The organism is Pseudomonas sp. PS02288, from assembly GCF_029959715.1.
GTDB lineage: Bacteria > Pseudomonadota > Gammaproteobacteria > Pseudomonadales > Pseudomonadaceae > Pseudomonas_O > Pseudomonas_O kuykendallii.
On sequence record NZ_JASCPA010000019.1, the window covers coordinates 1 to 13,461 of the forward strand.

Below are 13,461 nucleotides of genomic sequence, written 5' to 3' on the forward strand. Positions count from 1 at the left end.
CTGGCGAGCTGCTCGCGCATGCTCGCCAGCGCCGCCGGCAGCGGGCGTGAGTCGGCCTGGCCGGTGCGCAGCCAGACGCCTTGGTTGGCGGCGAGCAGCGCCGCGGCGGCGACCTGCTCGCTCAGCTCCAGGCTGCGCAGGGCGTCGCGGGCGGCGATGGTGCCCATGCTGACCTTGTCCTGGTTGTGGCATTCGGTGGAGCGCGAGAACAGGCTCGCCGGCATGCCGTTCTTCAGCGCTTCGGCGGTCCAGGCGCTGGCGCCGATCTGCACCGCCTTGAAGCCGTGGTTGATCATCGCGGTGTGCGCCGGCGCGCCGGAGAGGTTGCTAGGCAGGCCGTGGTTGTAGCGGGTGTCCACCAGCAGCGCGAGCTGGCGGTCGAGCAGGTCGGCGACGTTGGCGACGAGGTTCTTCAGGCTGTCCATGGCGAAGGCGATATGGCCGCCGTAGAAATGCCCGCCGTGCAACACGCGCTCCTCTTCGGCGTCGATGATCGGGTTGTCGTTGGCGCTGTTCAGCTCGGTCTCGATGAACTGGCGCAGCCAGCCCAGGCTGTCGGCGAGCACGCCGAGCACGTGCGGCGCGCAGCGGATGGAGTAGCGATCCTGCAGCCTATGCAGCGGCGGCGTCGGGCCGTCGATGGCCAGGTCGTCGCGCAGCCAGGCGGCGACCTGGGCCTGGCCGGGGTGCGGCTTGGCGGCGAACAGGCGCTCGTCGAAGTGTTCCGGGTTGCCCTGCAGGGCGATCACGTTGAGCGCGGTGATGCGCGTGGCCAGGCGCAACAGGTAGTCGGCGCGGACGAACGCCTGGCAGGCCAGGCCGGTCATCACCGCGGTGCCGTTCATCAGCGCCAGGGCTTCCTTGGGCCGCAGCACCAGCGGCGTCCAGCCGAGTTCGCGATGGACCTCGGCGGCGCTGCGGCGGGCGCCGCGCCAGAGCACGTCGCGTTCGCCGGCGAGGGCGGCGGCGACGTAGGACAGCGGCGTGAGATCGCCGCTGGCGCCCACCGAGCCTTCTTCGGGAATCAGCGGCAGCACGTCCTCGGCGAGGAACGCCTGCAGCCGTTCGAGCAATTCCAGGCGCACGCCGGACATGCCGTGGGTCAGCGAACGCAGGCGCGCGGCGAGCACGGCGCGGGTGGCCTGGGCGTCGAGCAGCTTGCCCAGGCCACAGCCGTGGAAGGTGAACAGGTGCTGCGGCAGCGCCTCGACGTGCTGCAGCGGCACGGCCACCACGCAGGAGTCGCCGTAGCCGGTGGTGACGCCGTAGATGACCCCTTCGCGGTCGAGGAGAGTGTCGAGGAACTGAGCCCCGCGAGCGATCCGCTCACGGAAGGCGGCGTCGTCCTGCAGGCGCGTCGGTGCGCGGCGCTCGGCCACGGCGACCAGTGCTTCGATGGAAAGATGGCTTTCGCCGAACACCACGGGATCAGTCGTCATGCGATTTCCAGAACGGATAGAAGTTGAACCATTGCAGCGGCGCCTGGGCGCAGTGCTCACCGAGGCGCAGGGCGTAGCGCTGCGTCCACTCGCGGATCACCTGCTGACGGTCGTTGCGCCGCCAGTGGATGCGTTCGGCGAAGGGCTCCAGGTGAATCCGGTAGCGCCCGCGCTGCTTGATGCAGAACAGCAGGCTCGCCGGGCATTGCAGCAGCCCGGCGAGCAGCCACGGGCCCTGCGGAAAATCGGCCGGCTTGCCGAGGAAGTCGACCCGGCTGCGGCGGCCGCCGTGCAACGGCACGCGGTCGCCAGCGATGGCCAGCCATTCGCCGTTGTCCAGCCGCTCCGACAGCTGCAGCATGATCGCCGGGTCCAGCTCGCTGACCTGAATCAGGCGCAGGCGGCTGGCACCGGCGTCACCGAGCAGGCGGTTGAAGCGCTCGGCGTGGCGGGTGTGCACCAGCACGTTCATGCGCACCTGTTCGCCCAGTTCGGCCAGCGCGCGGCATACCTCGAGGTTGCCCAGGTGGGCGCCGACCAGCAGCTGGCCGCGCTGGCCCGAAGAAGTCTTCTGCCGCAGGCCGGCCGGGTCCAGCAGTTCGATGTCGCGCATGTCCAGCTTGCCGTTCCAGACGTCGAGCTTGTCGAGCAGGCTGTCGGCGAAGGCGAGGAACTGGCGGAACACCGAGCGCGTGTTTGGCCGCAGCCCGGCTTTTCCGCTCCACTGGGCGAGGTTGTCCTGGTATTCGCGGGCACTGCGACGCGCCCGGCGGCCGAACAGGAAGAAATAGAAAACGATGCCGTACAGCAGCGGCGCGATCAGCCGGCGGCCCAGGGTGCGCGCGGCCCAGGCGGTGAAGCGCATCAGCAGTAAGCTGCCGCGTTCGCCCTGCGCGGCCCAGTGCTGGCCGGCGTCATTCATGCCCGCCACCGCCGCCAGAGGATAAGCGGCGCGCGGCCGAGCATGCCGAAGAACAGCTTGGCGTGCATTTTCGAGATCAGCGCGTTGTCCTGCCACAGGCGGAAATGCGACAGGCCGTCGAGCGGGTAGTGCACGCGGGTCGGCAGCCAGCGCATCGGCTGGTTGCGCCAGGCCAGGCGCACGAGGATCTCCGGGTCGAAATCCATCCGCCTGCCCAGCCGCGCCGAGTCGATCAGCGCCAGGGTCGGCTCCAGCGGGTATACGCGGAAGCCGCACATGCCGTCGCGGATGCGCAGCGAGAGGCTGTTGATCCAAACCCAGACATGGGTCAGATAGCGCGCGTAGAGGCGGCTCTTCGGCACGCTCGCGTCGTACTGCGGGTAGCCGCAGATCAGCGCCTGCGGCGCCTGCTCCGCGGCGGCGAGGAAGGCGGCGACGTCGCCGAGGTCGTGCTGGCCATCGGCATCCACCTGCAGCGCATGGCTGAAGCCCAGGCGACGGGCCTCGCGCAGGCCGGCCATCACGGCGCCGCCCTTGCCTTGGTTGGTCGCCAGGCGCACCAGGTGGACCTGCTCGGCGTCGGCCAGACGATCCATCGCCGCGGCGCAGGCCGCGCTGGAGGCGTCGTCGACGATCACGCAGGCCAGCCCGGCCTCGCGCAGCGCCTGCAACACCAGCGGCAGGGCGTGTTCGTGGTTGTACACCGGGATCACTGCGCAGGGCCTAAACATGGCCAGGCCCGAGGAGGATGCGCCCGGAGGAGCAGGGCGCATCGCCGTTGCGGTAGGCGAAGTGCAGCTTGCCGCGCTCGGCATCGAAGCGCAGCGTCAGCTGCAGTCGATCGCCGGGACGCGCGAGTTGCTGGAACTTCAGCACCTCCATGCCGCAGAAGCGCGGGGGCAGCTCGAGCAGCTCGCGGGCCAGGCTAAGCGCCCAGTCGATCTGCACCACGCCGGGGAGCACCGGGGTGCGCGGGAAATGCCCGCTGAAGTGCGCCAGGTCCGGCGGCACGTCCAGCAGCAGTCGCCACTCGCCGTCCACTTCGTGTTCCTCGACCCGTTCCGGCTGCCGGGTGCGCGGCGCCTGCAGCAGAGCATCGACCTGCGCCTGCGGCAGCTTGCCCTGCGCGGTCAGCGGCAGTTGCCGCAACAACCGCCAGCGACGCGGCAGCGCCAGCGCCTCGCAATGATCGCCGAGGTGGACACGCAGCGCCTGGGTCAGCGCGCGACGGCCCTCGTTGCGCAAGACGTGCAGCCCGGCATCGCTGAGGGCGACCAGGGCGCCCAGATAGGCGCGGTTTTCGCTGATCACGCCGAGGCGGCAATCGGCGACCCAGGCGTGGCTGGCCAGCGCCCCTTCGAGCATCGGCAGGGAGATGCGTTTTTCTTCCAGCTTGACGATGCGATCGAGGCGACCGAGCAGCTCGAAGCCACCGCTGGCGTCGAGCCTGACGGCATCCGCCGACTGTTCGATATGGCCGGCCGGCAAGTAACGGGAGGCGATGCGCAACGCGCCGCTGTCATCCTGGCTCAGTTCGACTCCGGCGAAGGGCTGCCACAGGCCCTCGCCCTGACGCCAGGCGATGCCGCCGGTTTCCGAGCTGCCGTAGATTTCCGTCGGCCACTGGCCGAGACGCCGTTGCAACTCCTGGGCGGCTTCGGCCGGCAGCGCGCCGCCGGAGGAAAACACCTTGCTGACGCGGCCCAGCGCGGGCCAGTCGAGGTTGTCGCCCATGCGCTTGAGCAGCGCCGGGCTGGCGACCCAGGCGAACCCGCTGGCGTCGGCGAGGCCCAGGCTGGCGAGCTGGATGTCTTCGGGAAATGGCAGCGCGCGGCGCAGGAAGGTGCGCCCCGCGGCCAGCGGCCAGAGCACGCGGAACAGCAGCCCGTAGATGTGTTGCGCGGCGACGCTGCCGATCAGCGTGGCGGCGCCCAGCTCGGCGCCCCACAGCGCTTCGAGCGCGTCGACTTCGTTGGCCAACTGGCGCAGCGACTTGCTGATCAGCTTGGGTTTGCCGCTGGAACCGGAGGTGCTCAGCGTCAGGCGGCAGGCGTCCAGGTCCAGTTCCGCGGCGGCCAGCGGCTCGTCCTGCGGCGCGTCGAGGCGCGTGTCGCCAGGCTGGTCGGTCAGCCGGAGGTCGACCTTCGGCGCCAGGCGCTGGCGATTGCCCGGTTGCAGGTCGGCGGGCAGGACCACCTCGACACCGGCGCGCCAGGCGCCGAACAGCGCGATGGCCAGCTCGGCGGCGTCTTCCAGGTGCAGGGCCAGGCGGCGCACGCCGCGGCGTTGCAGGGCGGCCGCCAGGCACAGGGCGCGCTGGCGGAATTCGGCGTGCTCGAGGGCCGGCGCCAGGCTCAGCGCGCGCGGGCCGGGCGATTCCAGCAACAGGCGGTGCAACGGTGTCATGCGTTCGCCCTCACGCGTTGGCGCAACAGCCATTCGCCGATGAACAGCAGGCCCATGAGCAGGTAGGAGAGCAGCCCGTTGTAGAGCGTCCACCAGCTCAGCGGCGCCCACAGCGTCAGCGCGGCGGCGAGCAGCCCGTTGCAGAGGAAGAAGATCGCCCAGACCACGGTGACCTGGCGCGTGTAGCGGATCGCCACGGCTGGCAGTTCCGGCTCGCGCAGGCGTGCCAGGCGCTCGACCAGCGGCGGGCCGTACCTGAGGCTCAGGCCGAACAGCGCCAGCAGCATCAGGCTGATCAGCACCGGGTACCAGCGCAGTAGGTGCGCGTCGCCGACTACGCCGAGCAGCACGCAGAAGGCCAGCGCGCCAAGCGCCAGCCAGCGGTTGCCCGGGCGTTCGGCGCCGCACAGCATGCGCGCCAGCCAGAGGCTGCCGAGCAGGATGGCGAAGAACTGCGGTGACAGATGCCCGAGGCCGTAATAGACGGCGAACGGATAGGCCAACCCGGCCAGCAGCAATCCCAGCGCGATCAGTCGACTCAAGCGGCGTCCTGCATCTTGTGCATCGCCTCGACCACGTCGGCCACTGTGCGCACCGCCTTGAAGTCCTCGGCGGCAATCTTCTTGCCGGTCTGCCGCTTCAGGTGGTCGATCAGGTCGACCGCATCGATGCTGTCGATTTCCAGGTCCTGATAGAGGTTGGCCTCCGGCGTGATCCGCTCGGGTTCCAGCTCGAACAGCTCGACCAACGCGTCGCGCAGGGTGGCAAAGATTTCATCGCGATTCTGCATGGGTCGTTCCTTCAGGCCGCTTTGCTCGCGCTGACGTAAGCCGCCAGGCGGGCCACGTTGGCGAAATGCGTGCGGGTGTCCTTGGCTTCGGCGTCGATCTTGATGCCGAAACGCTTCTGGATGGCCAGGCCCAGTTCCAGGGCGTCCACCGAGTCGAGGCCGAGGCCGTCGCCGAACAGCGGTTGTTCGCTGTCGATGTCGTCCGGGCCCATGTCTTCGAGGCCAAGGGCCTCGATGATCAGGTTTTTGATGTCAGTTTCCAGTTGGCTCATCTTCGGCGAGCTCCTTCATGAAGTAGTGATGCAGATGATCGTTGAGTTTGCGCGAAGCGATGGGCGCGGAGTCCTGTTCGGCGAAGCGTTGCGGATCGATGTCCGCGCCGACGTGCAGGCGGAAGTGGAAGCGCCGCGAGGGAATGCTGTACCAGGGCTCGGCCTTGGTCAGGGTCGTCGGCGTGACGCTGATCACCACGGGCGTGACGATGCGGGCACCGCGCAGGGCGATCGCCGCGGCGCCACGGTGGAACTCCGGGGCACGACCGGGTGTGGTGCGGGTGCCTTCGGGGAAGACGATCAGCGTCTGACCCGAGCGCAGCGCCCCGGCCGCCTCGTCGAGCATGTCCATGCTGCCGCTGTTGCTGATGTAGCCCGCGGCGCGCACCGGACCGCGGGTGAACGGGTTGTTCCACAGGCTCTGCTTGACGACGCAGTTCGCATCGCGGATGCAGGCGATCAGTACCACCACGTCGATCAGCGACGGGTGATTGGCGATGATCAACTGGCCGGGCTGGCCGAGGCGCTGCACGCCTTCGATCTCGTAGGTGAGCACGCCGCTGCGGTACATGAACTGGACGAACAGCCAGAACAGCCGGCTGACGGTGGCGCGTGCCCGCTGGCGGCGCCGGGCCGCGTCGCCGGGAAGCAGGCTCAGCAGCGGGAAGATCACCAGCCGCAGGCACAGCCCGCCGACTCCGAACAGCACGAAGCTCAGTCCCGTGGCGATCAGCCGCCAGGCATAGGGCGCGCTGCCGTGCGCCTTCACGGATTGCGTCGCCAGGTCCATGCGCGGCTCTTCCAGTGGTTGCTGCACAGGCTTTTGCCTTGCAGCAGGGTGAGCAGGACATTCAGCGCATGCGGCCACCGGCAGGCGGTTGCGTCGGCGCTGGGCGTTTCGCAGGTAAGCGTCCACTGCGCGCCGCGGCGCAGCCTCAGGGCCACGGCATAGGGGAAGGGCACGTCGTCGATCCAAGGGGCGTAGGCCTCCGGCGGGCGGTCCTCGGCGATCACCAGCAGCACCTGCGGCTCGCCCTCGGCAAGCAGCCCGGCGGCTTCGAGCAGGGCATGCTCCAGGCCGTCGCCTTCGGCGGCGATGGCGGTCATCTCGCTGTCGTCGCCGCGCAGGATCGACCACAGGCCGATGATCGCGTTGTGCACCGAGAGGCTGAACTGGGTGGGGGACAGCGGCTGCCGCTCGGCGAGTTCGCTGAGCAGGGCGAAGGTGCGCGGCGTCTCGCCATGCCGGGAGGCGAACACCATCGGCATCGGCGCCTGGCCTTCGGCCAGCGGCCAGGCTACCTGGAAGGTCATTCGCGCCAGCCGGCTCATGCGCCGACGCTGCATCGCGGGCAGGAAATCGACCGCAGGCACGGCCGCCGGGTCGCCGCCGACACAGCCGGGGGCCAGGCTCCAGCGCGTCCAGGCGTCCGCGTCATCCAGGCCGGGGCCCCATGCTCTCCATTGATCGATGCTGAATTGAATCACGTCAAAGCGCTCGTTCCCGCCTGTACGGGTGTCCATTGCGAGGTGCGTCTTCCTGAAACGGGTTGGTGTGAAACTGTCCAGACCACGCGCGGGCGGATTATCCCGGCGCCATCCGCTACAGGCAAACATTGTTACAGAGTCGAATGTGACGCTGCGCAACCTTCCGGGTCACCGGCGTTCTAATCGATCCTTTATACAAAAGGCGGGCGGTAGAGTGATCGCCGCTCATCGAAACGCGGCGATCCGCGGCCCGCGCGCTGTCGTCTTATCGTCATCTTCGCGGCGTAGAGTGGGCGGCGGGTTCCATTTCCGGAGGTTTCGCATGCGGCGCGTGGTGTTCAATCAGAAGGGCGGGGTAGGCAAGTCGAGCATCGCCTGCAACCTGGCGGCGGTCGCCGCGGCCGAGGGTTATCGCACGTTGCTGGTGGACCTCGACACCCAGGGCAACTCCAGCCATTACCTCACCGGGCTGGCCGGCGACGAGATTCCGCTGGGGATCGCCGACTTCTTCACGCAGATCCTCTCGTCCGGGCCGATCGCCAAGAACAGCAAGGTGGACATCTACGAGACGCCGTTCGACAACCTGCACGTGATCACCGCCACCGCGGAGCTTGCCGACCTGCAGCCCAAGCTGGAGGCGAAACACAAGATCAACAAGCTGCGCAAGCTGCTCGATTCACTCGACGAGGACTACGAGCGGATCTACCTGGATACGCCGCCGGCGCTGAATTTCTACACGGTGTCCGCGCTGATCGCCGCCGAGCGCTGCCTGATCCCCTTCGACTGCGACAGCTTCTCGCGCCAGGCGCTGTACGGGTTGCTGCGCGAGATCGAAGAGATTCGCGACGACCACAACCCCGGCCTGACGGTGGAAGGCATCGTGGTCAACCAGTTCCAGGCGCGGGCGGCGCTGCCGCAGCGGGTGCTCGACGAGATGATCGGCGAAGGTCTGCCGGTGCTGCCGGTCTATCTCGGTGCCTCGGTGAAGATGCGCGAGTCGCACGAGGCCTGTACGCCGCTGATCCATCTCGACCCCACGCACAAGCTGACCCGGCAGTTCGTCGAGCTGCACCAGTTGCTCGAAGCCGGCGGCTGAGCGGGTCAGCGCGAGTGGGCGCGCAACTGGTAGAGCGCGCTGCTCTCGGCCACCACGGCGCCCGAGGCGTCGGTGAGCTGCAGCTCCAGCCGGTACTCGGCCTTGCCGGCGCGCGTCGCCTCTTCCTGGATGCGCTGGATCTCGGCGGCGTCCAGACGCGCCTCCACGCGGATGTCGCCGGTGGCCGGGCGGCGGAAACGCAGGTTCATCTCCTTCACCACCGGGTAGAAGCGCTGGCTGTCGAAGCTGGTGAGGAAGAGTGCGCCGCCGGGCATTTCGGCGAGGGTGAAGAGGGCACCGGCGTACAGGCTGCCGATGTGGTTCTGGTTGCCGGCCAGCGGCGCCAGCAGGCGCACGAAGCCGGGCTCCAGCACCTCGGCCTTGAGGCCCATGCGCTGGACGAAGGCGATCTTTTCCTCGGTGAGCTGGCGGGCGATCTCGGCGGGCACGGGCATGGCGGACTCCTTCGGTAAGGTCCCCAGCCTAGCCGGCGGCGCTGACGCGGCAATGATCGCCGCGCTCGGCGCCACTGACCGATGCGCTCAGAGTGCCTGGCCGTTCAGCCAGGCGAGCAGTTGCGGCAGCGGCATGGCGCCGCTCTGGCGCGCGCTCTCGCGGCCGTCGCGGTAGAGGATCAGGCTGGGGATCGAACGGATGCCCAGGCGCGCCGACAGCTCGCGGTTGGCTTCGCTGTCCAGCTTGCCCAGCCGGCAACGCCCACGCAGTTGCGCGGCGGCCTGCTGGAACACCGGGGCGAAGGCCTTGCACGGCCCGCACCAGTCGGCCCAGACGTCCACCAGCAAGGGCAAATCGCCCTTGGTCTGCCGGTCGAAATTGGCCTGGTTCAGTTCGAAGGGGGTGGCGCTGAGCACCTCGGCCTTGCAGTGGCCGCACTTCGGCGTCTCGCCCAGGCGCGCTGCCGGTATGCGGTTGAGCCCGGCGCAGTGCGCGCAGGGAACGAGAAGGGCGTCGGACATGCCGCGGCTCCGTCGAAGGATGGTGATCCTAATGTGGAGCCGCGGGCCGGGAAGTCAAGGCGGCCGGTCAGCCGCGCGCCGCAGCCAGCGCCTGCCCGATGTCGGCGAGGATGTCGTCGATGTGCTCGATGCCGATCGACAGTCGGATCATGTCGCGCGGCACGCCGGCCTTCTCCAGTTCGGCGTCGTCGAGTTGGCGGTGGGTGGTGGACGCGGGGTGGCAGGCCAGCGACTTGGCGTCGCCGATGTTCACCAGGCGCACCACCAGTTGCAGCGCGTCGATGAAGCGCGCGCCGGCGGCCTGGCCGCCCTCGATGCCGAAGGACAGGATGCCCGCCGGTTTGCCTGCGACGTAGCGTTGCGCCAGTTCGTGCTCCGGGTGATCCGCCAGGCCGGCGTACTTCACCCAGCGCACCTGTGGATGATCGCGCAGGTATTCGGCGACCTTCAGCGCGTTCGCGGTGTGCCGTTCCATGCGCAGGCCCAGGGTTTCCAGGCCCTGCAGGATGAGGAAAGCGTTGAACGGCGACAGCGCGGCGCCGGTGTTGCGCAGCGGCACCACGCGGCAACGGCCGATGAAGGCGGCGGGGCCGAAGGCCTCGGTGTAGGTGACGCCGTGGTAGGACGGATCGGGCGTATTGAGCAGCGGGAAACGCTCGCTGTTCTGCGCCCAGGGGAATTTGCCGGAGTCGACGACGATGCCGCCGATGGAGTTGCCATGGCCGCCGATGTACTTGGTCAGCGAGTGCACGACGATGTCGGCGCCGTGCTCGAACGGCCGGCAGAGCACCGGCGTGGCGACGGTGTTGTCGACGATCAGCGGCACGCCATGGCGATGCGCGGCATCGGCCAGTGCCTGCAGGTCGACGATGTTGCCGGCCGGGTTGCCGATGGATTCGCAGAACACCGCCTTGGTGCGCCCGTCGATCAGCGCTTCCAGGGCGGCGATGTCGTCGTGCGGCGCGAAGCGGGTCTCGATGCCGAAACGCGGCAGGGTATGGGCGAACAGGTTGTAGGTGCCGCCATACAGCTTGGCCACCGAGACGATGTTGTCGCCGACCTCGGCGAGGGTCTGGATCGCGTAGGTGATGGCCGCCGCGCCGGACGCCACGGCCAGCGCGCCGACACCGCCCTCCAGCGCCGCCACGCGCTTTTCCAGCACGTCGCTGGTGGGGTTCATGATCCGCGTGTAGATGTTGCCGGCGACCTTCAGGTCGAACAGGTCGGCGCCGTGCTGCGTGTCGTCGAAGGCGTAGGAGCTGGTCTGGTAGATCGGCACGGCCACCGCCTTGGTGGTCGGGTCGGGGCTGTAGCCGGCGTGAATGGCGAGGGTTTCCAGTTTCATGTGCGAGGCGTTCCATCGTGGCAGGGAAGGCCCTGAGCATGTCGACTGGAACGGCGGCGGGTCAATGCGTCCCGCCGCGCCCGGCTAAACCGTTTGCGCCTAAGGTTATGCCGCGATCAACCAACCAGCGCGTTGTAGATGTTGTAGGCGCTGATCAGGGTGATCAGGCTGCCGATCAGCATCAGCAGGGTCTTCGCCGGCAGGCTTTTGCACAGCAGCGCGGCGAAGGGCGCGGCGAACAGGCCGCCGAAGACCAGGCCGGCGACCAGCAGCCAGGTGCTCGGCTGCCCGGCGAGCAGGATGAAGGAGGTGGCGCTGGCGATGGTCAGGAAGAATTCGGCGAAGTTGACCGAGCCGATGGTGGTGCGCGGGTCGCTGCCGGAGCCGATCAGGGTGGTGGTCACCACCGGGCCCCAGCCGCCGCCGCCCGCCGCGTCGACGAAACCGCCGAACAGCGCCAGCTTGGCGATGTGCTTCGGCTGGCGCTTCTGCAGCACGTGGCGGAACGCCTTGGCCAGGATGTACAGGCCCATCAGCAGCAGGTAGGCGGAGATGAAGGGTTTGAGCACCTTGCCGTCGAACTGGGTGATCACCACCGCGCCGAGCACGGCGCCGATCATTCCCGGCACCAGCAGGCGCAGGAACAGCGACTTGTTGACGTTGCCCAGCTTGACGTGAGAGATCCCGGACAGGCCGGTGGTGAAGACCTCGGCGATGTGCACGCTGGCGCTGGCCGCGGCGGGCGAGGCGCCGGCACTCAGCAGGAAGGTGGTCGCGGTGATGCCGTAGGCCATGCCCAGCGCGCCATCGATGGCCTGGGCCAGGAAGCCGACCGCCACCGCGCTCCAGAACAGCGGGCTGTTCAGCGCGCCCTCGATGATCTCCAGGCCGCTGCTCTGGTGTTCGCCGAAGAACAGCCGCCAGGCGAGGAAGCTCAGCAGACCGACCAGAATGGCCACCGCCAGCCACATGGCGACGCGCAGCACGGGATGGTTGATCGGGTTGGAAACGTAGTCCTCGACCGGCGGCAGGCCAAGGGCCTGGTGCTCGCTGTTGATCGGGCTGGCGGTAAGGTCTAGATCGCGGATTTTCATCTAATGCAGAAGCCGTCTGGGCGAGTGGTTAGCCACCCGGTGGCGCCACGATAGTGAGCTTTGCTTAGAGAGTCTAAGAATGATTCGGCAGGGTTATATGCGCTTTTGTTTGGACTCTGGGCTGGTCGAACCGCTGCGGTTCAGGACGAGCAGCTGATTTCCAGATGCTTGCCCCATTCCGGCGGGCGCTCGGCGAAACCTTCCTTGCCGGGTTGTTCGTCGAAGGGCCGGGCGAGTACCGCGTGCAGTTCGCGCACTTCGCGGTAGTCGCCAGCTTCCGCAGCCTCGATGGCGCGCTGCGCCAGGTAGTTGCGCAGGACGTACTTCGGGTTCACCGCATGCATGCGCTGCCGGCGCGCGGCCTGGTCGCCGCCTTCGTTCTCGACGCGGGCGCGGTAGCGCTGCGCCCAGTCATCGAACCCGGCAAGGTCGACGAAATCGTCGCGCAGCCGGGCCAGGGCCATTCCCGGCGCGTCCTCGCCGAGGCGGCGGAAGAACAGGCTGTAGTCGACGGCGCTGCCCTGCATCAGTTGCAGCAGGCGCTCGACCAGTTCGCCATCGGCCTCCTCCGCCTGCTGCAGGCCCAGGCGACGGCGCATCAGGTCGAGGTAGTGCGCCTGGTACAGCGGCAGGAAAAGGGTCAGCGTCTCGCGCAGGATTTCCACGCTGACGAACGGGGTCAGCGCCTGGGCCAGCGCGGAGAGGTTCCAGTGCGCGATGGGCACCTGGTTGCTGAAGGAGTAGCGGCCGCTGTCGTCGGAGTGGTTGCAGATGAAGTGCGCGTCGAAATCGTCGAGAAAGGCGTAGGGGCCGAAGTCGAAGGTGATGCCGAGGATCGACATGTTGTCGGTGTTCATCACCCCGTGGCAGAACCCGTAGGCCTGCCAGCGGGCGATCAGCTCGGCGTTGCGCTCCAGCACCTCGCGGAACAGGGCCGCGTGCGGCTCGGGCGACTCCAGGCAGTGCGGGTAATGCTCGCGCAGGACGTGCTCGGCGAGCTGCCCCAGGGCGTCGTGCTGGCGCGTGTAGTAGAGGTACTCGAAGCTGCCGAAGCGCACGTGGCTGGGCGCCATGCGCAGCAGCATGGCGGCGCGTTCCTCGGTCTCGCGATAGACCGGCGTGCTCGAGCCGGTCACGCACAGCGCCCGCGAGCTGGGGATGCCCAGCGCATGCAGGTGTTCGCTGGCGAGGAATTCTCGGATCGAACTGCGCAGCACCGCGCGGCCGTCGCCGCTGCGTGAATAGGGGGTCTGCCCTGCGCCCTTGAGGTGCAGGTCCCAGTGCTCGCCGGCGGCGTTGACCACCTCGCCCAGCAACAGGCCGCGGCCGTCGCCCAGGCGCGGGTTGTAGGAGCCGAACTGGTGCCCGGAATAAACCATCGCCCGCGGTTCGGCGTCGGACCAGAGCATGTGGCCGGCGAAGATTTCGGCGAATTCGGGACGTTCGCTCTCGGCCGGGTCGAGGTCGAGCAGCGCCATGGCCGACGCGCTGGCCACCACCAGCCGCGGTTCGGCGATGGGTTCGGGCAGCACGGCGGTGGAGAAGCTGTCGCCCAGGCGGGCGAAGCGGTTATCGAACTGCAGTGTGTCTAGGCTTTTCAAGGTGTTCTCCGCATCTCGGACATACTGGGTT

15 protein-coding genes are annotated in these 13,461 nt (G+C 68.4%); 1 reads left to right on the top strand and 14 read right to left on the bottom strand.

The genetic code is table 11. The annotated features are described in order from the left end of the window. The 9 genes from QMX85_RS09895 to QMX85_RS09935 form a co-directional block, all read right to left on the bottom strand. Positions 1-1,439 (bottom strand): aromatic amino acid ammonia-lyase (locus tag QMX85_RS09895; RefSeq protein WP_282340439.1); only part of this gene is annotated, 1,439 nt, incomplete at its 3' end. Beyond that, complete coding sequence (locus tag QMX85_RS09900) at positions 1,429-2,361, bottom strand: glycosyl transferase (protein WP_282340441.1); 933 nt, start codon at positions 2,359-2,361, stop codon at positions 1,429-1,431. The genes QMX85_RS09895 and QMX85_RS09900, both read right to left, overlap by 11 nt. Then, positions 2,358-3,092 (bottom strand): glycosyltransferase family 2 protein, encoded by a 735-nt coding sequence (locus QMX85_RS09905; protein WP_090225714.1) that lies wholly within the window; start codon positions 3,090-3,092, stop codon positions 2,358-2,360. Before QMX85_RS09905 ends, QMX85_RS09900 begins: the two co-directional genes overlap by 4 nt. Beyond that, a complete protein-coding gene (locus QMX85_RS09910; protein WP_282340445.1) occupies positions 3,085-4,767 on the bottom strand; it encodes an acyl-CoA synthetase family protein in 1,683 nt (560 codons plus the stop codon). The genes QMX85_RS09905 and QMX85_RS09910 overlap by 8 nt, the downstream gene beginning before the upstream one ends. Next, entirely contained in the window at positions 4,764-5,309 is a 546-nt protein-coding gene (locus tag QMX85_RS09915; protein ID WP_282340447.1) for a hypothetical protein, read from the bottom strand. The genes QMX85_RS09910 and QMX85_RS09915 overlap by 4 nt, the downstream gene beginning before the upstream one ends. After that, positions 5,306-5,557: an acyl carrier protein gene (locus QMX85_RS09920; protein WP_090225720.1), complete on the bottom strand. Its 252-nt coding sequence runs from the start codon at positions 5,555-5,557 to the stop codon at positions 5,306-5,308. Before QMX85_RS09920 ends, QMX85_RS09915 begins: the two co-directional genes overlap by 4 nt. Positions 5,558-5,568: 11 nt before the next feature. After that, positions 5,569-5,829: a phosphopantetheine-binding protein gene (locus QMX85_RS09925; protein ID WP_090225722.1), complete on the bottom strand. Its 261-nt coding sequence runs from the start codon at positions 5,827-5,829 to the stop codon at positions 5,569-5,571. Continuing rightward, positions 5,810-6,619, bottom strand: coding sequence for a lysophospholipid acyltransferase family protein (locus QMX85_RS09930; RefSeq protein ID WP_282340451.1), 810 nt, complete (start codon positions 6,617-6,619; stop codon positions 5,810-5,812). The genes QMX85_RS09925 and QMX85_RS09930 overlap by 20 nt, the downstream gene beginning before the upstream one ends. Further along, positions 6,595-7,353 carry a beta-ketoacyl synthase chain length factor gene (locus QMX85_RS09935; protein WP_282340453.1) on the bottom strand — a complete coding sequence of 253 codons (759 nt, stop codon included), beginning with the start codon at positions 7,351-7,353 and terminating at the stop codon, positions 6,595-6,597. Before QMX85_RS09935 ends, QMX85_RS09930 begins: the two co-directional genes overlap by 25 nt. Positions 7,354-7,639: 286 nt before the next feature. Here QMX85_RS09935 and QMX85_RS09940 point away from each other — a divergent pair, with 286 nt between their 5' ends. Further along, positions 7,640-8,413 (top strand): ParA family protein, encoded by a 774-nt coding sequence (locus QMX85_RS09940; protein WP_282340455.1) that lies wholly within the window; start codon positions 7,640-7,642, stop codon positions 8,411-8,413. A gap of 5 nt (positions 8,414-8,418) precedes the next feature. Here the strand turns inward: QMX85_RS09940 and QMX85_RS09945 are convergent, their stop codons facing one another. The 5 genes from QMX85_RS09945 to selO all read right to left on the bottom strand — a co-directional run bounded on the left by QMX85_RS09945 (position 8,419) and on the right by selO (position 13,430). Beyond that, on the bottom strand, positions 8,419-8,868 hold the full coding sequence (locus tag QMX85_RS09945; RefSeq protein WP_282340456.1) for a YiiD C-terminal domain-containing protein: 450 nt from the start codon (positions 8,866-8,868) through the stop codon (positions 8,419-8,421). An 87-nt stretch (positions 8,869-8,955) separates the two neighbouring features. After that, positions 8,956-9,390, bottom strand: a complete 435-nt coding sequence (trxC, locus tag QMX85_RS09950) for a thioredoxin TrxC (protein WP_282340457.1) — start codon at positions 9,388-9,390, stop codon at positions 8,956-8,958. Positions 9,391-9,457: 67 nt separating this feature from the next. Continuing rightward, complete coding sequence (locus QMX85_RS09955) at positions 9,458-10,735, bottom strand: bifunctional O-acetylhomoserine aminocarboxypropyltransferase/cysteine synthase (RefSeq protein WP_282340459.1); 1,278 nt, start codon at positions 10,733-10,735, stop codon at positions 9,458-9,460. Between the two features lie 116 nt (positions 10,736-10,851). Next, entirely contained in the window at positions 10,852-11,829 is a 978-nt protein-coding gene (locus QMX85_RS09960) for a sulfite exporter TauE/SafE family protein (RefSeq protein WP_090225731.1), read from the bottom strand. A 140-nt stretch (positions 11,830-11,969) separates the two neighbouring features. Next, positions 11,970-13,430 carry a protein adenylyltransferase SelO gene (selO, locus tag QMX85_RS09965; protein ID WP_282340464.1) on the bottom strand — a complete coding sequence of 487 codons (1,461 nt, stop codon included), beginning with the start codon at positions 13,428-13,430 and terminating at the stop codon, positions 11,970-11,972. Positions 13,431-13,461: the final 31 nt, after the last annotated feature.

Bases quoted from the DNA above. Each gene is read 5' to 3' on its own strand.
- QMX85_RS09900 (WP_282340441.1), bottom strand. From the start codon at position 2,361: ATGAATGACGCCGGCCAGCACTGGGCCGCGCAGGGCGAACGCGGCAGC.
- QMX85_RS09905 (WP_090225714.1), bottom strand. From the start codon at position 3,092: ATGTTTAGGCCCTGCGCAGTGATCCCGGTGTACAACCACGAACACGCC.
- QMX85_RS09910 (WP_282340445.1), bottom strand. From the start codon at position 4,767: ATGACACCGTTGCACCGCCTGTTGCTGGAATCGCCCGGCCCGCGCGCG.
- QMX85_RS09920 (WP_090225720.1), bottom strand. From the start codon at position 5,557: ATGCAGAATCGCGATGAAATCTTTGCCACCCTGCGCGACGCGTTGGTC.
- QMX85_RS09925 (WP_090225722.1), bottom strand. From the start codon at position 5,829: ATGAGCCAACTGGAAACTGACATCAAAAACCTGATCATCGAGGCCCTT.
- QMX85_RS09930 (WP_282340451.1), bottom strand. From the start codon at position 6,619: ATGGACCTGGCGACGCAATCCGTGAAGGCGCACGGCAGCGCGCCCTAT.
- QMX85_RS09935 (WP_282340453.1), bottom strand. From the start codon at position 7,353: ATGGACACCCGTACAGGCGGGAACGAGCGCTTTGACGTGATTCAATTC.
- QMX85_RS09940 (WP_282340455.1), top strand. From the start codon at position 7,640: ATGCGGCGCGTGGTGTTCAATCAGAAGGGCGGGGTAGGCAAGTCGAGC.
- QMX85_RS09945 (WP_282340456.1), bottom strand. From the start codon at position 8,868: ATGCCCGTGCCCGCCGAGATCGCCCGCCAGCTCACCGAGGAAAAGATC.
- trxC (WP_282340457.1), bottom strand. From the start codon at position 9,390: ATGTCCGACGCCCTTCTCGTTCCCTGCGCGCACTGCGCCGGGCTCAAC.
- QMX85_RS09955 (WP_282340459.1), bottom strand. From the start codon at position 10,735: ATGAAACTGGAAACCCTCGCCATTCACGCCGGCTACAGCCCCGACCCG.
- QMX85_RS09960 (WP_090225731.1), bottom strand. From the start codon at position 11,829: ATGAAAATCCGCGATCTAGACCTTACCGCCAGCCCGATCAACAGCGAG.